Annotated in this window: 20 protein-coding genes; 10 read left to right on the plus strand and 10 right to left on the minus strand. The window is 55.2% G+C overall.

Translation table 11 applies throughout. The features are described 5' to 3' along the window. Positions 1–141 precede the first annotated feature (141 nt). The 5 genes from TH2_RS03435 (at position 142) to TH2_RS03455 (ending at position 6,093) form a co-directional block, all read left to right on the plus strand. Positions 142–2,067 (plus strand): transglycosylase domain-containing protein, encoded by a 1,926-nt coding sequence (locus TH2_RS03435; RefSeq protein WP_008889003.1) that lies wholly within the window; start codon positions 142–144, stop codon positions 2,065–2,067. A gap of 176 nt (positions 2,068–2,243) precedes the next feature. Then, the gene (locus TH2_RS03440; protein ID WP_008889004.1) at positions 2,244–4,250 is read left to right on the plus strand and encodes a transglycosylase domain-containing protein; all 2,007 of its coding nucleotides are present in this window, start codon (positions 2,244–2,246) and stop codon (positions 4,248–4,250) included. Positions 4,251–4,559: 309 nt separating this feature from the next. Further along, complete coding sequence (locus tag TH2_RS20690; RefSeq protein ID WP_081579256.1) at positions 4,560–4,751, plus strand: type II toxin-antitoxin system HicA family toxin; 192 nt, start codon at positions 4,560–4,562, stop codon at positions 4,749–4,751. Between the two features lie 150 nt (positions 4,752–4,901). Next, positions 4,902–5,315, plus strand: a complete 414-nt coding sequence (locus TH2_RS03450) for a type II toxin-antitoxin system HicB family antitoxin (protein WP_008889006.1) — start codon at positions 4,902–4,904, stop codon at positions 5,313–5,315. Positions 5,316–5,424: 109 nt separating this feature from the next. Continuing rightward, a complete protein-coding gene (locus tag TH2_RS03455) occupies positions 5,425–6,093 on the plus strand; it encodes a hypothetical protein (RefSeq protein ID WP_008889007.1) in 669 nt (222 codons plus the stop codon). A gap of 438 nt (positions 6,094–6,531) precedes the next feature. On the opposite strand, the gene argE is transcribed toward TH2_RS03455, so the two are convergent. The 4 genes from argE to TH2_RS03475 form a co-directional block, all read right to left on the minus strand. After that, positions 6,532–7,710, minus strand: coding sequence for an acetylornithine deacetylase (gene argE, locus TH2_RS03460; RefSeq protein WP_008889008.1), 1,179 nt, complete (start codon positions 7,708–7,710; stop codon positions 6,532–6,534). A gap of 22 nt (positions 7,711–7,732) precedes the next feature. After that, a complete protein-coding gene (locus TH2_RS03465; protein ID WP_008889009.1) occupies positions 7,733–9,232 on the minus strand; it encodes a tripartite tricarboxylate transporter permease in 1,500 nt (499 codons plus the stop codon). A 16-nt stretch (positions 9,233–9,248) separates the two neighbouring features. Next, positions 9,249–9,779: a tripartite tricarboxylate transporter TctB family protein gene (locus tag TH2_RS03470; RefSeq protein WP_008889010.1), complete on the minus strand. Its 531-nt coding sequence runs from the start codon at positions 9,777–9,779 to the stop codon at positions 9,249–9,251. Between the two features lie 61 nt (positions 9,780–9,840). After that, positions 9,841–10,830 (minus strand): Bug family tripartite tricarboxylate transporter substrate binding protein, encoded by a 990-nt coding sequence (locus tag TH2_RS03475; RefSeq protein WP_008889011.1) that lies wholly within the window; start codon positions 10,828–10,830, stop codon positions 9,841–9,843. Between the two features lie 187 nt (positions 10,831–11,017). Here TH2_RS03475 and TH2_RS03480 point away from each other — a divergent pair, with 187 nt between their 5' ends. Next, entirely contained in the window at positions 11,018–11,923 is a 906-nt protein-coding gene (locus TH2_RS03480) for a LysR family transcriptional regulator (protein ID WP_008889012.1), read from the plus strand. A gap of 83 nt (positions 11,924–12,006) precedes the next feature. On the opposite strand, the gene TH2_RS03485 is transcribed toward TH2_RS03480, so the two are convergent. Next, complete coding sequence (locus tag TH2_RS03485) at positions 12,007–12,636, minus strand: LysE family translocator (protein ID WP_008889013.1); 630 nt, start codon at positions 12,634–12,636, stop codon at positions 12,007–12,009. Positions 12,637–12,684: 48 nt separating this feature from the next. After that, positions 12,685–13,404 (minus strand): M48 family metallopeptidase, encoded by a 720-nt coding sequence (locus tag TH2_RS03490; protein WP_008889014.1) that lies wholly within the window; start codon positions 13,402–13,404, stop codon positions 12,685–12,687. A 218-nt stretch (positions 13,405–13,622) separates the two neighbouring features. Between TH2_RS03490 and TH2_RS03495 the strand changes: the two genes are divergently transcribed. The 3 genes from TH2_RS03495 to TH2_RS03505 all read left to right on the plus strand — a co-directional run bounded on the left by TH2_RS03495 (position 13,623) and on the right by TH2_RS03505 (position 17,807). Further along, positions 13,623–14,843 (plus strand): argininosuccinate synthase, encoded by a 1,221-nt coding sequence (locus tag TH2_RS03495; protein WP_008889015.1) that lies wholly within the window; start codon positions 13,623–13,625, stop codon positions 14,841–14,843. Between the two features lie 84 nt (positions 14,844–14,927). Next, positions 14,928–15,674 (plus strand): tRNA pseudouridine(38-40) synthase TruA, encoded by a 747-nt coding sequence (gene truA / locus TH2_RS03500; RefSeq protein ID WP_008889016.1) that lies wholly within the window; start codon positions 14,928–14,930, stop codon positions 15,672–15,674. Between the two features lie 447 nt (positions 15,675–16,121). Further along, on the plus strand, positions 16,122–17,807 hold the full coding sequence (locus TH2_RS03505) for a methyl-accepting chemotaxis protein (RefSeq protein WP_008889017.1): 1,686 nt from the start codon (positions 16,122–16,124) through the stop codon (positions 17,805–17,807). A 120-nt stretch (positions 17,808–17,927) separates the two neighbouring features. Here TH2_RS03505 and TH2_RS03510 read toward each other — a convergent pair whose 3' ends face one another. The 4 genes from TH2_RS03510 to TH2_RS03525 all read right to left on the minus strand — a co-directional run bounded on the left by TH2_RS03510 (position 17,928) and on the right by TH2_RS03525 (position 20,361). Continuing rightward, complete coding sequence (locus TH2_RS03510; RefSeq protein ID WP_008889018.1) at positions 17,928–18,653, minus strand: LrgB family protein; 726 nt, start codon at positions 18,651–18,653, stop codon at positions 17,928–17,930. Then, positions 18,650–19,018, minus strand: a complete 369-nt coding sequence (locus TH2_RS03515; protein ID WP_008889019.1) for a CidA/LrgA family protein — start codon at positions 19,016–19,018, stop codon at positions 18,650–18,652. Before TH2_RS03515 ends, TH2_RS03510 begins: the two co-directional genes overlap by 4 nt. A 241-nt stretch (positions 19,019–19,259) precedes the next feature. Continuing rightward, positions 19,260–19,595, minus strand: coding sequence for an arsenate reductase (glutaredoxin) (gene arsC, locus TH2_RS03520; protein WP_008889020.1), 336 nt, complete (start codon positions 19,593–19,595; stop codon positions 19,260–19,262). A gap of 58 nt (positions 19,596–19,653) precedes the next feature. Further along, positions 19,654–20,361 (minus strand): regulatory protein RecX, encoded by a 708-nt coding sequence (locus tag TH2_RS03525; RefSeq protein ID WP_008889021.1) that lies wholly within the window; start codon positions 20,359–20,361, stop codon positions 19,654–19,656. Positions 20,362–20,455: 94 nt separating this feature from the next. Here TH2_RS03525 and TH2_RS03530 point away from each other — a divergent pair, with 94 nt between their 5' ends. Continuing rightward, positions 20,456–21,265 carry an ABC transporter permease gene (locus tag TH2_RS03530; protein ID WP_008889022.1) on the plus strand — a complete coding sequence of 270 codons (810 nt, stop codon included), beginning with the start codon at positions 20,456–20,458 and terminating at the stop codon, positions 21,263–21,265. Positions 21,266–21,452: the final 187 nt, after the last annotated feature.

Below are 21,452 nucleotides of genomic sequence, written 5' to 3' on the forward strand. Positions count from 1 at the left end.
GTCGCGGCCATCACATCTCTTACCAGCGGCGTTACCATACGTTCGTATGATAAATCTGGCGATTTAAAGTACTTTATTAACGGCTTGGCGCTTTACTGTCAGAGAATAAGCAAAAACCGCGAGCAATAACGGATATTCGGCGTGGCAGAAGAAAACGACGACAACGAACAAGGCGGCAGGACAGCGGCCAACGCAGCGATGAAACGCATCGCCGAAAAGGAACTGCGCGAGATCCGCAAACGTCAGCGCCGCAAACGCATGATCGTGTTCGGCCTGAGCTTCTCCTTGCTGTTCCTTGCCATCTTCGGCAGCCTGTTTACCATCAAGTCCAACCTTGATCTCAGCCGCAACATGGTGCGCAGCCCCGAAGTCCGTATTCTGGGGTATGACGGTGCGCTGCTTGAAACGATCAAGGGCCACTATAGCCAGGATGTCTCGCTGACCACCTTGCCCGAACGGGTTCAGAACGTATTTGTTGCCGCCACCGATCCGACGTTTTTTGATCATCTGGGGGTTTCCGGTGCGGATGTTGCGCGCATGTTCAGCACCGAAAATGCGCCTGGCTCAACCATCACGATGAAGGTCGCGCGCAGCTTTTTTAAAACCAAGGACAGCGGCCCCGGCCGCCATATCCAGGAATTTCTTGTCGCGCTTTGGCTGGAATGGAGTTTCAGCAAGAAAACCATTTTGCGAAGCTACCTTGAACGCGCCTATGTCGGGCGCGGCATCTTTGGCATCTCGGCGGCATCGCGTCTTTGGTATGGCGGGCCTGCCGAACGCATGACCCTGCATCAGGCCGCTGTTCTGGCCGCCGCCATCAGCGACCCTGAAACCTTCAGCCCGCTGTTTTATCCGCGCGAAACCGCCGAAGAAGCCAACAAGATCTTGGCCCGTCTCGCACAATACAAGTTTATCGAGGCTGATCGTGTGTCGGCCCTGACCTTGCTCGAACCGAAACTTGATGTGCAGTACGAGGAAAACGTCCTGTCGGGCTATGTCGTCGATATGGTGCTCGAAGAAGTCGCCGATATTGTCGGTTACAGCAGCCGCGACATTGATGTGCTCACCAGCATCGACTGGAAAATTCAAAATCTGGCACAGGAAATTGTACCGGAAATCGCCGAACTGCGCTTTAAACCGCGCGGCGCGTCACAGACGGGATTGCTGTCCATCAGCCCCGAAGGCCGCATTCGCGCCCTGATCGGCGGACTGAAATATTCACCCTTCCAGCGCAACCGGGTTACCGATGTTCGCCATTCGCCCGGGCGGATGATCAAGATCGCGACTTATTACTATGCGCTCAATGAAAACAGCGACCCGGCCCAATGGGTGCGCGATAACCGCATGGCGGTGGGCGGCTGGCGTCCGATCAACCCGGATCACGACTATATGGGCATGATTTCACTGCGCGAGGCATTCGTGCGTGATGTCAACACGGTGCCAACCAACCTTGCCGATCACTTCGGTCTGTTGAATGTCCGCCAATATGCCCACAATATCGGCATCAAAAGCCCGCTATCGAGCGATATCCGAACCGTCGTCGGCCTTGATCCGGTAACAATCAGCGACGTCACAGCCATTCATGCCCTGCCGCAAAACTCCGGCAAACCACCCCAGATGACCCTGATCAACCGGGTGTCCTATACCGGCGATACTGGTGCACCCCCTGTTTATCAACGCGTCGAGGAAGTGCAGGAAAAACGCCTGACCGACGAGGGGATTCAAGCGTCTTACGTTTTGTTTGCCAGTGTCACCGACCCGCAAGTGCGTCTGGATCGTCCGTTTGCCGGCTATGGCACGGTGGCCGGTGGCCGGACCGATGCGTGGTATGTCGGGTTCTCGTCCGATCTGATCACAACCGTCTGGGCGGGGAATGACAATCGGTCACAGATGGATGTCCGCGGCGAGGTAGAACTTGCGTCTTTGTGGCGGTTATTTATGCTGGAAGCGCATGATGGTTTACCCATCCGTTCCATGGTCCGTGCATCGTCTGAACGCCGTCGCGCCGGCGATGGCGTCAAGGATCTGTGGAAAATGGGTCAAGTTGACAGTGCAAACGGACAATAACGGATAAAACCGTCGCAAAACGGGGAGACGGGGGACTCCCTCCTCGGTTGGGACATAAAAATTGAAATTCGCCGGAAAATGCGGCGCTATCGCCTGTCAGACGCACTTTGGGGTTGTGCGGATATGACGGGCAGGTTGGCGTGTGCACGGCCCGGACCAGACCGATAGGTGCTTTTGTGGCCCAAAGAGAATTCAAAAGGAAAAAGAGCGTCCGTAAAGGCGCAACAGGTTCCAAAAAGCCGAAAAAGCGCGTCAGCAGTTCGGGCAAGAAAGGCGGCAGTCTTTTTGCCCGCCTGGGCGATATGATTCCGGGGCCCGAAGCCATTGCCAAATTCATCGTGCTCGGCTCGATCTGGGTCATGGTTCTGGGCGGCGGGGTTGTTGCCTATTACGGCTATGGTCTGCCCGACAAGGTCAGCTTTGATGTCGCAAGCGAACGCAAACCGTCCATCCGTGTGATCAGTATTGATGGCCAAAACCTCGCGGCCTATGGCAACCGCTATGGCAACCCGGTCGAGGTCCGCAACCTTCCCGACTATGTCGGTCAGGCGTTTGTTTCCATCGAAGACCGCCGTTTTTATGACCATTTCGGGATTGATGTCGTCGGCATCATGCGCGCGGCATGGACCAACCTGACCGCTGGCCGCATTGCCGAGGGCGGCAGCACCATCACCCAGCAGCTGGCCAAAAACCTGTTCCTCTCGCCCGAACGCTCCTTTGGCCGCAAGATCGAAGAAGTGCTTCTGGCCATCTGGCTGGAATTCAAATTCGATAAGCAGCAAATCCTCTCGCTTTATCTCAACCGCATCTATTTCGGATCGGGCGTCTATGGCATTGATGCCGCATCCCGGCATTATTTCGGCACCGACCCGCGTCGCTTGAACCTTTACGAGGCCGCCGTTCTGGCTGGCCTGCCCAAGGCACCAAGTCGCTATAACCCGATGGTCGATCCCAAACTGTCAGCCGAACGCGCCAATGTCGTGTTAGAGGCCATGGCATCAACCGGTGCGCTGACCAAGGCACGCGCCGAACGGGCCAAACAGACCCGTGTGCGCACCGCACGTGCTGCACAGGCAGGGCCGGGGGTGCGCTATTTCACTGATTGGGTGCTTGATCGTGTGAAAGATTATGTCGGCTATGTCGATCAGGATCTTTTGGTTTATACCACGCTTGATTCCCGTCTTCAGGCCATCGCCGAAGAAAACCTTCTGCGTGCGCTCGCCAGTAACGGGGCCAAGGAACACCATGTCGGGCAGGCCGCCCTGCTTGCGATGACCCCCGATGGAGCGGTGCGTGCCATGGTTGGCGGTCGTGACTACTACGAAAGCCAGTATAACCGCGTGACACAGGCCCGCCGTCAGCCGGGCTCGGTGTTTAAGCTGTTTGTCTATCTCGCCGGGCTTGAAAACGGCTTTGGCTCGAACGACTGGATGCGCGACGGCCCGATTGTCATTGATGGCTGGGAACCGCGCAACTTCGATCGCAAGCATCACGGCACCATGTCGATCCGCGATGCGGTGGCAACCTCGAACAACTCGATCGCGGTCCAGCTCTCGCTTGAAGTCGGCCTTGATAAGGTCATTCAGAAGGCGCGCGACATGGGCGTCTCGTCGGAACTCAAACCGGAACCAAGCCTTGCCCTTGGCACCAGCGAAGTCTCGATGCTGGAACTCACCGGCGCCTATGCGATTGTTGCCAATGGCGGCTTTGCCGTCTTCCCGCACGCGGTCAGCAAGATCACCGGCAAGGGTGGCGAAGTACTCTATGAACGCTCTGACGACTTCCCGGTCCGTTTGATGAACCCGCTGCATGCCGGGGAAATGAACAACATGCTGGCCGCCGTGGTGTCCAAGGGGACAGGGCGCAACGCCATCATCGACCGCCCGTCGGCGGGCAAGACCGGTACGACATCGGATTACCGCGATGCCTGGTTCATCGGCTACAGCTCCGATCTGGTGGCAGGCATCTGGATGGGCAATGACGATGGCAGCCCGATGGATGAACAGGTCACCGGCGGTGCCCTTCCGGCGGCCCTCTGGCGTGATTTCATGCTGCACGCCCACCAAAACATCCCGGTCCGATCCCTTGGCAAGGCCGCACTCGCGCGCTCCAAAAAGATCGGCGAGGACGACAGCTGGCGCGACTTTACCGCCGGCTACAGTTCGGGCAACACCAAGCAGTAAGGCACCTCAAGTGTCTTTAACGAAATTACAGGCGGTCTTCGGACCGCCTGTTTTCGTTAAAACCCAATTCGGTTGTTCGTCATTCCCGCGAAGGCGGGAATCCACGATGGTTGCAACGCTGCATGGATTCCGCGTCTACGCTCCGCTTCGCCCGGAATGACGATACCGCGTCAACATGAAGACAGTCCCCTTTTTCGCCCCCTTTTCCGTCTCAGGCGGGATAGTAATATACACACTATCGTGCATATTTTTGTTGATTGAGTGTGTGATTATGTGTATTTTCTCTCTATCAACAACAATGGAGTTGTGATGAGTAGCAGCAAAGAGGCTATCAAAAGGCTGCTGTCGGATGGCTGGTACCAAGTTGCCACGAATGGAAGCCATTGTCAGTTCAAGCACCCGACGAAACCTGGTCGTGTGACGGTCCCTCATCCGAAGAAGGATCTCAAAAAAGGCACGATCCAAAGTATCGAAAGACAGAGTGGAATTCGGTTGCGATAGACCGGATTTCAGGAAACTTAGAAAATCTCCGAAGCTCATATTACTTACGAACCTTACGCAACTTACAAAGCTCGCAAATCTGATCAAATCGCAAAAACTGTTGAACCTGCTGAATTCTTTAAATCTGTAGAACCTGTAGAATATCTGTAAATGCTGAAAGTTGACCATATGCACAAGACATTCCCCGTCGTGATCGAGACCGATGAGAATGGTGGCTATAGTGCTTTCTTTCCTGATGTCCTCGGCTGCGTTGCAGCCGGGGATACCATTGAGGAATGCTATGAAGATGCCATCCAAGCCCTGACTTTGCACTTGGCCGGAATGGTGGATGATGGAGAAAGTATCCCTGAAGCCACGCGCTTGACCGAGGTTTCGGTGGATGATGATATAAAAGTTGCTGACTTGCTCTTGATTACGGTGCCCATTTCGGGTCGCAAGACCAGAGTGAATATGACGCTGGATAACGCTATTCTTACCGCTATTGACCATGTAACCACTAATAGAAGTGCATTCATCGAGGATGCGGCGATTGCCGAATTGAAGCGGCGTAGCGTTGTGTCCTGAATGATGTGTGTGGGGAGCTGGGCATAACGCAGGTGATGCTGCCTTTTGCTCTTGATGTACTTACTGCGATTGGCGCTCCACAGAGGGAGTAATTTGATTTGGGGAGGCGATGGCCAAACTCACGGTAAACTGGTTGCGAGAACTTTGGCCTGTGATCGCTGTTCTCATATTCTCTGTGATCGTAATTGTGATCGGGATATGGTCTCCCGCGTTTGTTGGCGGGTGTGTCACTCCACTTTGTAACGCAGTCCGAAACCTCGAATGGGAAAGCCTCGCGGCAGGACTCTTCGGTCTTGCTGGTGGTGTGGCTGTGATTGCAATCGCGCGCGTCCAAATTAAAGAACAAAGACGTGCCGATGTCGAGCTTCAACTGGTCGATTTGGATGCGTTGATCCGACAGTATGAGGTTGATGTGCCTCGTATCAGGGTTATTGTGGCAGCGGCAATTTGGGAAGTTAAACCAGACGATCCAAAACTGGCGAGCGCTGCTAACAATCGCTTGCGTTTGGTTGAGGCAGTGCTTCCAAGAAAACTGGTCAAAGAGGTCGCAAATCAACATCGCTTGCCTGAGAGCGTTCGAATTATTTCTAGCTCTATTTGGAATGCAATGAATACTATAAAAGGTGTGAGCTTCGGGGTGACGCCGCCTCACACGCATTATACCCAAGTGGAGGCGACACGGCAGATTTTGCGTAGTCTCGTGTATGATATGGAAGAGGGGCTTGAAAGGCTCAGAGTTGAGCGAGACAACTACTTTAAGCTGTTGATTGATAGATGATTTTGTGTGGCTGTTGAGAGGATTCAATGCCACGTTTCGTCGCCCCGATAAAATCAAGGTGTCCCCAGCATTGTTGTGTTGATCAGACTAAATTCGCAGTTGGCAAGATGGTCGAGCAGGCCAGTTTGATTTCCGGCTTGAGGATCAGGTTTTGCCGCAATGTTTTGATGGCTGTCACTTAGCGGCGAAAAAATGCAGGCTGTTGGGCTTTTCGGGAAAAGGCGACAGATTTATTTCTCCGTCTTTCCGCTAAGACAAAAAAAGACCGGCATCGTTAAACGAGCCGGTCTTCAAGTTGGCTTGCTATGACCACATCAGGGGAGATGTGGCCGGGAGTTTCTCACCTGTCAGAACCCCGTTGGTGCAGCATCGGGTTGGGAGACATTCTACTGCGGGGTACCAACTGACGGTGCGGGGTGGCGCGTCGTCATGGTGAGATCAGGCTGCAGCAGCCTGATCTGTGAGCGCTTCGAGGAAGTCCAGGCATTCCTCGATCTGCGAAATTTCAATGAACTCGTTGGGCTTATGGGCCTGCTCGATGCTGCCGGGGCCGCAAATGATCGACGGGATGTTGCCCTGTTTTTCAAACACCCCACCTTCCGAGCCATATGACACCTTGCCAGAAATCTCCGGGATGATGTTGCTGACATAGGAAAAGGCTTCCGCGTCCGTGCAATCACCCATGCCCGGATAGGAAAAGATCTTCTCGAACGTGAAGCCGGTATCCTCTGCCTTGGCCTTCATCTCGGCATCAAGGGTGTCCATGATGGTCTTTTGCAGATCGGCAATCACCGCTTCGGCGTCATGGTCGGGTAGATGGCGAATTTCAAAGGTAAACTCGCAATATTCAGGCGTCACGTTGGTCGCCGTCCCGCCGCTGATCGTGGTCGTCAGCATCGTGCTGTGCGGCACGGTGAAATCGGCATCAAACGGGCCGTTTTCTTCGAATTCACGGGCCTTGTCGGCAATCAGGTTGATCGCACGTGCGCCATATTCAATGGCATTGACGTGATCAGGCGCAAACGAGCTGTGTCCGGCCGTGCCCGTCACGCCAACCCGCATGGAATATTTGCCTTTCTGGCCGTTAATCACCTTCATGTTGGTCGGCTCACCAATCACCGCCAGACGCGGTGGTGTGTCCATTTTCGCCAGATGATCGACCATCGATCCAACACCGATACAGCCGACTTCCTCGTCATAGGACAGGCAAAGATGAAACGGGATTTCAAGGTCGCGTTTGACCAGTTCCGGGATCATCGCCAGCGCACAGGCCGAAAAGCCCTTCATGTCGGCTGAACCACGACCAAACAGCTTGCCATCGCGCTCGGTCAGCTCAAACGCCGGGCTGACCCAGGTGGTTTCAAGGGCGGGCACCACATCGGTATGACCCGAAAGCGCAATACCGGGCACGCCTTTGGGGCCGATGGTCGCCAGAAGGTTGGCTTTCTGCCCGGTCTCATCGTGGAAAAGCGTGGACTCAACGCCGTATTCCGCCAGATAGTCACGGACGAAATGGATCAGACCGAGATTGGAGTTTTTGCTCGTCGTGTCGAACGCCACCAGTTTGCCAAGCAGATCGATGGCATGATGAAGGCGGGACATGTTTGGTTTGGACATTTTTATCTTCTTGTTGTTCGGACTAGGCAGATGCACTCGTGGCATCGCGATTGTCGCGCCATTTCTTCCATTCGCGGCGAATGGTCAGAATGACGAACAGAACGGTCAGGGCAAAGAAGCCCCATGAAATCCATGACTGGAAGAAGACACCAAGATCACCGCGCGAAATCGCAAGCGACCGGCGCATGTTGTCTTCAAACATCGGGCCAAGGATAAAGGCGATCAGGAACGGGGCTGCCGGGATGTTGAGCAACATCATGGCAAAGCCAACCACACCCATCACCAGAAGGACGGTGACATCAAACGGGCTGGCCCCGATGGAATAGATGCCATAAACGCACAGGATCAGAATGCAGGGCAAAAGCAGCGTCTGGGGAATGCGCGAAATCTTGGTAAAGGCACCGGCCGTCGCCTTGCCGGCAACAAACAGGAAGACAGAGCTAAACAGGATGCCGATAAACAGCGCATAGACATCGCCCAGATTGTTCTGGAACAGAAGCGGGCCGGGGGTCAGGCCATGGATCATGAACGCACCCAGCATCACACCGGTAATCACATCACCCGGCACACCAAGGGCCAGAAGCGGGATCATGGTCGCGCCGCATGCACCGTTATTGGCAGACTCGGACGCGGCAATGCCTTCAAGCTCGCCTTCGCCGAACTTGTCCCCGTTTTTCGAGGTCCGGCGCGCTTCGCTATAGGAAAAGAACGCCGCGGTCGACGGGCCGATGCCGGGGATCGCGCCCAGGATCACGCCAATGATCGACCCGCGACAGATCGATTTGATCGACCCGCGAAATTCCGCAAGGGTCAGGCGGTTGTCACCCAGTTTCATCGCCGCCGCATTATCTTCCGGGCGGAACACAATCATCTTGATCAGTTCCGGCAGGGCAAACAGACCGATCAGAACCGGCACCATGCCAAGACCCGATTTCATGTCTTCGGAAAGCGCAAATCGGAACGATCCGTACATGTCTTCGCCAACGGTCGCCAAAAGCAAACCAAGGCAGGCCGAAATGATGCCCAGAACCAGCGAACGGCCCGAAATACTTGCCACAATGGTCAGCGAAAACGCCATCAGCATGAAGAATTCCGGCGGACCCACCCGCAGCGCAAATGTCGCCAGCGGGATGGCGAGGAAAAACAGCGAAATGTTGGAAATGAAATCGCCGATGCAGCTTGAAATCAACGCCATGTTCAGCGCCTTGCCACCCTTGCCGGCGCGCGCCAGCGGATAGCCGTCAAGCACCGTGCAGGCGGCCGATGCCGTACCCGGCGTCTTGATCAGGATGGCCGAGATTGATCCGCCGTAAGTTGAGCCTTTGTACAGGGCAACCAACAGCAAGATGCTGGTCACCGGGGACAGATAGAACGTAAACGGCAGGGCCAGGGTGACGGCCATGGTCCCGGTCATGCCCGGGATCGCGCCAATGATCACACCGCCCCAGATCCCGGCAAACATCGCCAGGAAATTCGGTAACGTTGCCACCTCCTGAAAGGCGTAAAGCAATTCATTCCACATAACGATGAACTCTCAATCAGATCAGGGTGGTCAGGTGGGAAATGTTCGCCGACAACAGCTTGCCCTTGGGGAAGGGCGTATGCGTGACTTCGGTAAACAGCAGATACAAAAGAACCGGGAAAATGACCGCAAGGCCGATCATCCAGAACTTGCGTTCGAAATTGCCCGTCATGACAAACAGCACGCCAAGCAACAAAACCGTCGCCGGAACAAACCCGATCAGGGGCATGCCATACACAAAGGCGACAAACACGATCAGGATTCCGGCAAAACGCATCAGATGGGTCTTGTTGCCAAGGATGCGGTTGCCAAATCCTTCGACCTGGTTACGGCCGGCTTCGCGCATTTTCGGGAAGGCCAGAACAAGGGCAAGAACACCCATCACCAATCCGACAATCGACACAACCCGTGGCCACATATCGGGCGGCGGGGCAAAGCCCGGAATGAAAGACGGAACCTTCACATAGATCGGGATCAGAACGAACAGGATGACGGCAAAGAACACCGTTGCCACCAGTCCGGCATAGAAATCACGATTTTGGTTCATGGTTCCGTCTCGCATCAAAAGTCTGAACTAAACGACGTTGGTAGGGTCAGGACCCTAACGCTTACTGGATGTAGCCGAACTTCTTGGCCATGCCGTTATAAAGCTCGAACTGGCTTTTGACGTAGGCAGCCGGGTCTTCATCACCGATGATCGAGGTCGAACCACGTTTCTCGGCAAGATCAAGCCACTGTTCGTCGGTCGCAACCTGACCAAGGATCTCGGTCCATTTGGCAACGACGTCTTCCGGAAGGCCTTTGGGCGCATACAAGCCGCTCCAGCCGCCAACCTGACCGGCCTGGGCATAACCCAGTTCTTTCGCGGTCGGGACGTCGGGCAGGGATGCCATACGTTTTGGCGAATAGACCATCAGCGGACGCATTTTACCGGCTTCGATGTGGGGCATCAGCGAACCAGCAGCAATGGCGAGGAAATCAACGTGACCGCCAAGAAGGGCAGCGGCAAGGGCAGAGCCGCCTTTATATGGCACGAGGGTGGATGCGGTCAGCGGGTCAAGTCCAACGTCAGACAGCAATGCCTGAACCGTAAAGCCGTCAATCGCGGTGGGGCCGGATGCGGCATAGGTGGTGGCACCGTTGCTGTCTTTGATTTTGGCAATCAGCTCGTCGATGGTCTGGATGTCGGAATTGGCGTTCACCGCCAAAATCATCGGGGTTGCTTCAAGCATGCCAAGGAAGGTGTAGGCATCCCAGCCAACCGGGCTATCAGTGTAGACGGCCGGATAAAGCGCCATGCCGACACGCGACAGCAGCAGGGTGTAGCCATCCGGGTCGGCTTCGGAGACGAAGCGCGCGCCATTCATGCCGCCATTGCCGGTCTTGTTGACCACAACAACCGGCTGCCCGCCGGTATAGTTGCTTGCGGTTTCTGCCAGCGCACGGGCGGCCAGGTCAGATGCACCGCCGGCACCATAAGGCGCGACCAGCGTAATGGCTTTTTCGGGATAGGCGTCTGCCTGCGCGGTCGAAATCATGGATGTGGTTGCAAGGATTGCGGCTGCGATCCCGGCTGCTTTCTTAAGCTTGTGAAACATTTTCATGTCTCCCTGGGTGGTGGTGGCAGAATTGCCGAAGCTCAGACTGGTTTTCACTCTGTCTTTTGTTTTTGTGCCTTCTTGCATAGACAAACTATAACCGGTGACGCAAAAAATTAATTCCAGTATAACTAATTTACATACTGAACAGCGTTCTGCGGCCGAAATCCGGATTTGGGAAAGCACGATGAAACTGCGCGAACTTGAAAGCTTCAATGCCTTTATGACCCACGGTTCTGTGACGGGCGCGGCCCAGGCGATGAATATCAGCCAACCGATGGTCAGCCGGCTGTTGAACAATTTTGAAAAATCGGTCGGGTTTGAACTGTTTACCCGCAAACGCAACCAGCTGATCGCGACGTCCGAGGCCCAGCAGTTTCATGCAACCGTGTTGCGATCACTCAATGCCTTTCGTGAGGTCGAAACCCAGGCGCGTGCGATTGCCAATGATCAGTTGGGTGCGATCCGCATCGCTGCCCAGCCGATCTATGTTGATACCTATCTGCTTGATGTTGTTGCGAAGTTCAAACAGGCCCATCCCAAGGTTTCGATCAGTATTACCGATACGGGTCTCGAAGGGATGCTCGACATGATTGCCACCCGGCAGTGCGATCTTGGCATCGGCATCACCCTTGATCTTCAGGACCCGGATGTGGTGATCACCCCACTTGCGCAATCGCGTGCGGTGTGTCTGATGCCGGTCGATCATAGGCTGGCCAAATTTGAAACCATCGATATCGATTTGCTGCGCGGTGAAGACTTTGTCGAACTTTCCATCGGATCGCCCTTGCGCACCAAGATCGACTATATTTTCCAGATTGCCGGCTGGCCGCGCAAAATTGCGGTCGAGGCGCGTACCATCCGCACGATCTCGCGTCTTGTCGAACGCAATGTCGGCATTTCGGTCAGTGACCCGTTCGCAGCCCTTCTGGTCGACACCGACAAGGTGGTCGCCCGCACCCTGACCCCGACCATCGAATGGGATGTCGCCCTGTTTACCGCGTCACGTGAACTGAGTGCGGTGGAAAAAAGATTTCTCTCATTCCTGCGCGCCGAATTGCCAAATCTGCGCGCCAGCGGCTGTATTGTATGAGGATTTGATTTGGCCCTATTTGGGGCGATACGCTGGAATCGGCCTATTATTCACTGAATTTGAATAATGGCTCTGATTGTTCACTATTTCCGGTCAAACGCCAGCTTGGCTGCAAGGCCTAAAAAGATACAGCCGGTGGCGATCTGAAAGGCGCGTGCAATCTTCTCTGATCGCGACAGAACCTGGCCGATTTTCCCGGCAAAACTGCCGACCAGACAATTGATAATCGTCCCGCCAATATTCAAAATCAGCCCGAAAATCAGGAATTGGCCCAAAACCGACCCGCGCGACGCATCAACAAACTGCGGAATAAACGCCAGCACAAAGACAATGATCTTGGGGTTCAGCAAGTTCACCACAATCCCGTCGCGCCAGGCGGTAAAGGCGCCGGATCGCTTGGTTTGTGCGGGTTTCAGGCGCTGGTCGGTGCTTCGAAACGCGCCAATCGCCAGCCACACCAGATAAGCAATCCCCGCCCAGCGCAGCACATCAAGTGCCACCGGATGCGCCGCGACAAGGGCGGCCAGACCAAGTCCGGCAAGCATGGTGTGGATCAACGCACCCGTGGCAATCCCGAAGCTTGCCGCATTGCCCGCCATCGGTCCGGATTTGATCCCCTGTCCAAGACAAAACAGCATGTCATTGCCCGGCGTCATGTTCAGCGCCAGGGCAGTGGGGATGAAAATCGCCAAGGTTTCCAATGGGATCAGCATGGTGTACGTCCTTTGGGAAGAAATATGAGGATTGCTCACATTTCAATATTACGCGCTTCCAGCCCCGTAGCGATGCAGGGCTGCGCCATGTTTCTTAAGCCAGTGTTGCTGTTTTTTCGAGGGGCCATACAAATCATCGACCACGGCCCAGAAACGTGCGGAGTGGTTTAGTTCCTGCAAGTGGGCGACTTCGTGGGCGACGACGTAATCAAGCACATCTTCCGGCGCCAGCACCAGCCGCCAGCTGAACGACAGATTGCCCGAGGACGAGCAACTGCCCCAGCGCGTGCGGGTGTCTTTGAGCGAGATGCGATTGACCTTTTTGCCGATCTGTTCGGCATAAGCATGGGCGCGCGGGGCGATTTCAAGCTTGGCCTGCTTTTTTAGGAAATCGGTCACACGGCGGTTGGTATGTTCCGGCTGCCCGGAGACCCAGATAACGCCCGCCTCGACCCAGACTCCGCGTTTGGCATCGGGCACGGCACGGATGGCATGATCATGGCCCATGAAGGGAATCCACGCACCGGGCATGAACTGCACCCGTTCGGGCAGGCGTTGCATGTGGGCCGCCACCCAATCGCCATGCTGATGGAGCATCGAAATCGCCATTTTGCGCGACACCCCGTTGGGCACGACAATTTCGACACCGTCAAATGCCGGATCAATGCGCAATTTGAGTCGCGTCGCGCGCGCACTTGGCCGCAATCGTACCGGCAGCGGGCCGATTTTGGGCATATCGATCTCGGTTTCTTCGGTATTCTTGAGCATTCGGCGCGGATTTTTCCAAAAGAGAGGCAAAAAGTGCGATCTTTTTGTGCCTTTTTCGGGCCAAGCCCATCTTGGGTCTTGCCCCCTAGTAGTGTTTTCCTATACTCCGCGCTCAAGGTCTAGGGGCGATTTGCGACATATGGGTTGCAGCCCCGACAGGACGCAGGCGTTAGGTGCCGCGCCCTGCATTACATCGGAAGAAGAAAGGCGTCACTCCCATGAGCGATCAGGTCAAAAAGGTCGTCCTTGCCTATTCAGGCGGTCTGGATACCTCCATCATCCTGAAATGGCTTCGCGAAGAATATAACTGCGAAGTCGTGACCTTCACCGCCGACCTCGGCCAGGGCGAAGAGCTGGAACCGGCCCGCAAAAAGGCAGAGATGTTCGGCGTCAAACAGATCTTCATCGACGATCTGCGCGAAGAATTCGTCCGCGACTTCGTCTTCCCGATGTTCCGCGCCAATGCCCTTTATGAAGGTGTTTACCTGCTCGGTACCTCGATCGCGCGTCCGCTGATTGCCAAGCGCCAGATCGAAATCGCCGAAGAAGTCGGTGCAGATGCTGTTTCCCATGGTGCCACCGGCAAAGGCAACGACCAGGTCCGCTTCGAGCTGGGTTATTATGCGCTTAAGCCGAACGTCAAGGTCATCGCACCGTGGCGCGAATGGAAGCTGAACTCGCGTACTGCTTTGCTGAACTTTGCCCGCGAACACCAGATTCCGATTTCGGCTGACAAGCTTGGTGGCGATGAGCCGCCCTATTCGACCGACGCGAACCTTCTGCACATTTCCTATGAAGGCAAGGCGCTGGAAGATCCGTGGGTCAAGCCGGACGAAAACATGTTCGAGCGCACTGTTTCCCCGCAGAACGCACCCGATGCGATCACCACGATCGAGATCGAGTTCGAACAGGGCAACCCGGTTGCGATCAACGGCGAACGCCTGAGCCCGGCAACGCTTTTGACCAAACTCAACGAAGTTGCCGGCAAGAACGGCATCGGTCGTCTGGATCTGGTCGAAAACCGTTATGTCGGCATGAAGTCGCGCGGCGTTTACGAAACCCCGGGCGGTACCATTCTGTCGGTTGCACACCGTGCGATGGAAAGCATCACCCTTGATCGTAACGCCGGTCACCTCAAGGACGAGCTGATGCCGCGTTATGCCGAGATGATCTATAACGGTTACTGGTGGTCGCCGGAACGTCAGGCCCTGCAGCGCTTGATCGACGAGACCCAGCGTACCGTGAACGGTGTTGTGCGCCTTGATCTGTACAAAGGCAACGTCACTGTCACCGGCCGCAAGTCTCCGAACTCGATCTACTCCGAAGAGCATGTCACGTTCGAGGCCGACACCGTTTACAACCAGCGCGATGCAGAAGGCTTTATTAAGCTGAATGCGCTGCGCCTGCGTCTTGGTTTTGACCGCGACGGCATGAAGTAAGTTTCCGCAAGCAATTGTGGAGCGGCAAGCGAGGGGCATTTTTGCCCCTCGTTTTCGTTTGAAAGCCAAGCTATAAAGCAGCCCATGCAGCGCTATAAATGTACCGTCGAATATGATGGCCGCCCTTATCACGGCTGGCAGTACCAGGACGAAGTGATTTCGGTTCAAAAGGTCTTTGAGACCGCGATCGAAAAATTCGCCGGTGTATTCGTGCGCGTCTATGTGTCGGGCCGGACCGATGCCGGGGTGCATGCGCTGGGGCAGGTGGTGCATTTCGATCTGCCGAAATACTACCCGGCGGAGGCGGTGATGAATGCGATCAACCATCACCTTAAACCTGATCCGGTGGCGATCAAGGAATGCGAGGAAGTCACGGAAGACTTCCATGCGCGGTTTTCGTCAAAGAAACGCTATTACATGTATCGCATCATCAATCGCCGCGCCCCCCTGACCTTTGAGGCGGGGTTGGCCTGGGGCGTTTATAAGCCGCTTGATATTGATGCGATGAATGAAGCGGCCCATCACCTGATCGGGACGTTTGATTTCACAAGCTTCCGGGCCAGTGAATGTCAGGCCAAAAGCCCGATCAAGACGCTGGAAAAGCTTGAAGTCACGCGCGGGATCGAAAACCCGCTTGAAATCCGCGTCCATACCGAAAGCCGGTCTTTCCTGCATCATCAGGTGCGCAATATGGTTGGCACACTTGTTCTGGTCGGCAAGGGCGCCTGGAAGCCGATTGACGTTAAAACGGCCCTTGAGGCCAAGGATCGCAGTGCTGGCGGCCCGACCGCACCGGCCGACGGGCTTTATTTCGTCAAGGTCGATTACTGACACCCGATCAGATCGAGATCCGTTCAGCGTCTGAAGTAAATTCAGCAGACGAATATTCAGCCTGACCTTTGCGCATTACCTGTGCGCATTTCATCCTTCCCGGACCTCGTTGTAGAAAAAACGACGCACAGGCAAAATTTTTTTTCGGTTTTCTGTCTGCCACTCCCCATATGACGCTTATTGATATGGTTGTTCATCTTATGGGTAGGTGTTCACCTATCGGTAACGAACTGTAATTACACTATTAATTAATCTTTAGTTGAATGACTCGCGTTCAGGTTGTGAAAAGTCTGTACGATAGTATTTCTCTATACTAAAGTTTAATTTATAGGATTGTATATCTTATATCTCTGCTGAACCAGGCGACCAAGACCCGGGAAGAAGCTGAACCGCCGATCTAGTTGCTAGAGGGGCTCGTCGGTGACCAACGATGAAATGAGAGTGAGTATGTCGAAAAGTTTGATTTTCAAGGTGGCTCTCGCCGCCGTTGCGATCCTGATTGCGGGCATCGCGCTTCTGGGCTTGCTGATCATGCAGCGCATCGATGACAAGGTGGCAAGTGACAGTCTTGAATCGCAGAAACTGAACCTTCGCGTTGCTGCGATGATTTTCAAGGATAATTATCCCGAATTTTCCATGAAAATCAGTGAGGATGGTGAAACCTCCGATCTCGTCATTCCCGAAATTCCGGATCTGTCGTCACACGAAATGATTGACTCGATCGGGGCCGCCACCGGTCAGACGGCAACCGTGTTTGCCTTTGTCCCAGCCGAGCAGGACTTCGTGCGTGTTTCGACCAACATTATCAAACCGGACGGCAAACGTGCGGTTGGCACCATGCTGGGCAAGGGCAGTGCGGCCTATCAGCCGATCATGTCGGGCAACACGTTCCGGGGTGAGGCGCTTATTCTTGGGACGGAATATGTAACGCAATATTCGCCGATCAAATCACCATCGGGTGACACGCTTGGTATTCTCTATGTCGGGATCAAAAAGGCCGAGGTCGCCGCGGTCGCAGGTGAGATCGAACTGCGGATCGCGATTGTCGGTATTATCGTTGCCATCGCATCGGCTGTGTTGCTGTTCCTGTTGCTGCGCTGGCAGCTTGGACCGCTGCGCGATCTTGGTCAGACGATTTCCCGATTTGTCGAACGTGACTTTTCCGAAGAAGTTTCGTTTACCGATCGCAAGGACGAGATTGGCGTGATTGCCAATGGTCTTGTGCGTTGGCGTGAAACGGCTGAAAAAATGGGTGAGGCCGAGGCCGCCCGGGTGGAAGCCGAAAAACGTGCCGAAAAGGAACGTTTGGAACAGCGCAACCGTCTGGCCCATGAACTTGAACAATCCATCGGTCAGATCGTTGCATCTGTTCGCCAGTCGTCGACCGGTATGCAGAAATCCACCGAACTGATGCGTGAATCGGCCAATCATTCCCTGACCCAAAGCCAACGGGTGTCAGAGGCCGCCAATGACTCGGCCCAGAGCGTTCAGACGGTTGCCGCCGCGACCGAGGAACTTTCAGCCTCTATCAGCGGCATCGGTGATCAGGTCCGTGAATCAACAGCGATTGCCGAAACCGCCGTTGGTGAAGCATCGCGCGCCAACGAAATGGTTGGTGGTCTGGCCGAAGCAGCCGAGCGTATCGGTGAAGTCGTGAGTTTGATCAACGACATCGCGGCCCAGACAAACCTTCTGGCGCTCAACGCGACAATCGAGGCCGCCCGTGCTGGTGAAGCCGGCAAGGGCTTTGCGGTTGTTGCGCAAGAGGTCAAAAACCTTGCCAACCAGACCGCCAAGGCAACCGATGAAATCGCCCAGCAGATCGGGGCGATTCAGGGCGAGACCAGGGTCACGGTCGAGGCAATTGAAAAGGTCACGCATACGATTTCATCGATCAGCGAAATCGCATCAGGCATTTCTTCGGCAGTGAGCGAACAGAACGCCGCCGTCAATGAAATCGCCAACAGTGCGACCAGTGCATCGTCCGGTTCGAGCGAGGTTGTCGCCAACATCAACGAGATTCACGAAGCCGCGGCTAGCAGTGGGGCAGCCGCCAGTGAACTTGATCAGAACGTTGGTGCGATGGCCAAGCAGATCGACAGTCTGCAAAAGACCGTGTCGAACTTCCTGTAAAAGACCGTGTCGAACTTCCTGTCGCAATTGCGCGCAGGCTGATCGGATCACGTTTGCGGCGGGATACCTGCCGTGGAACCAAATAGAAAAAGGGTGGGCATATGCCCACCCTTTTTTTGTTTAGCCAAATATCCAATGCCACAGGAACGGGATAGTCAATGCGGTGGCAAGGGTATTGAGCCCCATGGCAAGGCCGGAAAAGGCCCCGGCGGTTTCATTGACCTGAAACGCCCGCGCCGTTCCGATGCCGTGTGATGCCACCCCCATGGCAAAGCCGCGTGCGCGCCAATCTTTAAGGCGGACCATATTCATCACCATCGGGCCAAGGGTTGCGCCAACGATGCCCGTCGCGATCACGCAAACCGCAGTCAGGGCCGGAACACCACCGATATTTTCGGCAATGCCCATGGCGACCGGGGTGGTGACGGATTTCGGGGCCAGGGACGCCAGTGTTTCCGGGCTTGCGCCCAATGCCCAGGCCAGAATGACGGTGCTGGCACTGGCAACCAGTGATCCGAACAGAACGCCAAAGGCAATCACGGGCAGTGCGCGTTTCAGCGTTTCGGTCTGACGAAACAGCGGGACGGCAAGGGCCACCGTGGCCGGACCCAACAGGAAGTGGACGAACTGAGCCCCTTCGAAATAGGTGGCATAGGGCGTGCCGGTGACCTTGAGCAACAGGGCAATCAGGGCAATGGCGATGACCACCGGATTGCAGATCGGGTTGCGGTCGCTTTTTTGATACAGCCAGAACCCGATGGCATAAGCAACAAGCGTAATGGTCAGGCCGGTCAGCGGTTTGGCCGACAGGTAAACCCAAAGCTGGGTGATATCAGCTTCGTTCATTGCCCGTCCTCCAGCGTCTCGCCCGGCTTGGCCTTGGGAAGCAGTTTTGACATCAAAAATGCTGTCAAAACCATGGTCAGCAGGGTGGAAACGATGAGTGCGGCGGCAATCGGCAGCCAGTCGCCCTTGAGGCGGTCGATCTGGGTGACAACCCCGACACCGGCGGGGACAAACAGCAACGAAAAATGCATCAGCAGGTTGTCAGCAGCATCGGTAAGGACCTTGGGCGGATACCGTTTGATCAGAAGGCCAACAAACAGCAGTACCAGACCAATCACCGGGCCGGGAACCGGCAGATCAAACAGTTCCGAGACCACTTCGCCAAAGAGCTGGCAGACAAGGATCAGGGCAAAAGCAGCAATCATCAAAAACCTCCCCACAGGCACATGCATGTTTTTCTGCGTAAGACATAATATGTCTGGGGGTGTTCTACTTTTATTAATTACGCAAAACGCCCGTGCCGGGTGGGCACAGGCGTTTGAATTCACAGTGATTTTAGCTCGGCTTTTGCAATCGGTTCCGTTCAAATGGGTCCCCGCCTGCGCGGGGACGACGGGGGTGGTTTATCGTCATGCCCGCGAAGGCGGGCATCCATGCATAAGACGATTACAGAATTTCCAGCGCGTTTTCCGGCGGTCGGCCGAGAACAGCCTTGTCGCCATTAACCACAATCGGGCGTTCAAGGGCGCGTGGATGGGCGCAGAGCGCTTCGATCAGCTCATCGCCACGCAGATCGGCAATGCCTTCTTCTTTGGCTTCTTTTTTGCGCAGGATGTCCTCGGGTTTCATGCCCAGCATATCAAGGATGCCTGAAAGTTCCTGTGGGGTTGGCGGGGTGTCGAGATAGGCGATCACGTCGGGCGTGATGCCCTGTTCTTCGATCAGGGCCAAGGTCTGGCGCGACTTGGAGCAGCGCGGATTATGGTAGATGCGGACCATCATGGTTGGGTCTCCGTATCAAAATGGATTTGTTCATTGATAGCGGTCTTTGCGGACGCAATCAAATCCCGTCGATCATCGAGAGCAGGTCTTCGAGCTCTTCGATCTCGCTATTGATGATGCGGGTGGCGGTGTCATAGCCAAAGCCCTGACGGGCAAGGGCGGCCATATCCTTTTCGCGCTTTTCATCGCGGATCTCAGACCGACGCCACGGGCCAAGACGGCGACGACGGGCGTAGGCCGCGGCGGCAGCAATGTTCGGGTCAGTGCCGCGCACTTCGTCGTAAGCCGCATCATCGGCCTCGGCCCGAAGTTCGGTCAGTGCGGCATCGACCTGATCACTGGCAATGCCGCGTGATGACAGATCGGCGGCAATGACGCGAAGCGCCTTGCCCCGACGCAGCAAGGAACGTGCGCGTCCCTTGGCATAGGCATCGTCATTGATGAAGCCTGCCTTTTCGCAGGCCGACAAAACCGAATTCATCCACTCAACGGCTTCGTCCGGGTCGGTGCCGTGTTCGGCGACCGAGAGGCGGATTTTACCGCGCATCAGTGTTTCAAGCCGGGCGCGCGATGCGGCGAAACGTTCGAGATACCAGGTGGCATAATTCATCAGATAGTCGCGGGTGACCTTGCGCGGGCGTTTGGGTTCGTGCGAGCGGGTTTTCGACTTTTTGCCGGACTGGTTGGAAAAACGCGCATTGCCGGCGGGCTTTTTTTCGCGCGCAGAGTCGCTGGTTTCCGGGCTTTGGCGATGTTTGTCGTGCATGACTGACACTATGAATGAATTCACACCCTTGCAAGTATGTCCCCACTCTCCCTATTTTACGCGCAATTGTCTGCATTTTTCCGAAGGAAATTCCATGAACGAGTCAGAGCAACGTGCTCTTGCCCCGCGCTATATGGGGGCTGTGAACTGGCTTGGACTTTGGACCCTTTATGCCAAAGAAGTCCGTCGGTTCCTGAATGTGCATTTGCAAACCATTGGTGCGCCGGTTGTTACCAGCCTGCTGTTTCTTGCTGTTTTCCTGCTGGCCCTTGGCCGTGCGGTTGAAATGGTCAATGGCATTCCGTTTGCCACCTTCCTCGCACCTGGTCTGATCATGATGACCATGGTGCAAAACGCCTTTGCCAATTCCTCAAGCTCGATCACGATTGCCAAGGTACAGGGCAATATCGTCGATGTTTTGATGCCGCCGCTATCGGCAGGCGAAATGGTTGCCGGTTTTGCCTTTGGCGCGGTAACGCGTGGCATGATCGTTGGTCTGGTTACGGCGATCTTCATGTCGTTCTTTGTCGATGTCGCAATCCATAACATCTGGGCGATCCTGTATTTCGGGATTTCGGCATCCCTGATGCTGTCGCTTTTGGGGATTGCTGGTGGTGTCTGGGCCGAGAAGTTTGACCATATCGCGGTTGTGACCAACTTTGTCGTGACCCCGCTCTCGTTCCTGTCGGGCACGTTTTACAGTGCGGAAAGCCTGCCCGAAGCCGGTCAGGTTCTGGTGCATTTCAACCCATTCTTCTATATGATTGACGGGTTCCGTTATGGCTTTACCGGGATTTCCGATGGCACGATCATGACCGGTGTGGTGGTTCTTGCGCTGGTCAATGCGGCCCTTTGGCTGCTGTGCTATCGCATGATCAAAACCGGCTACAAGCTTAAGGCCTAAGCGCCGATCCGATTGCCAAATCACAAAGGACGGTATCCTGATGCGGATGCCGTCCTTTTTTCATTTTGATGACCATTTTTAAATCAGTGTCGTACGTGCTTTTGCGGCGTTGACAGGGTCGGTGAATCTCTTGATACTCCTCGGCTTCCCAGCAGTCCGCTGGAGCTTGACCATAGAGCATGTTGCA

The organism is Thalassospira profundimaris WP0211, assembly GCF_000300275.1.
Lineage (GTDB): Bacteria > Pseudomonadota > Alphaproteobacteria > Rhodospirillales > Thalassospiraceae > Thalassospira > Thalassospira profundimaris.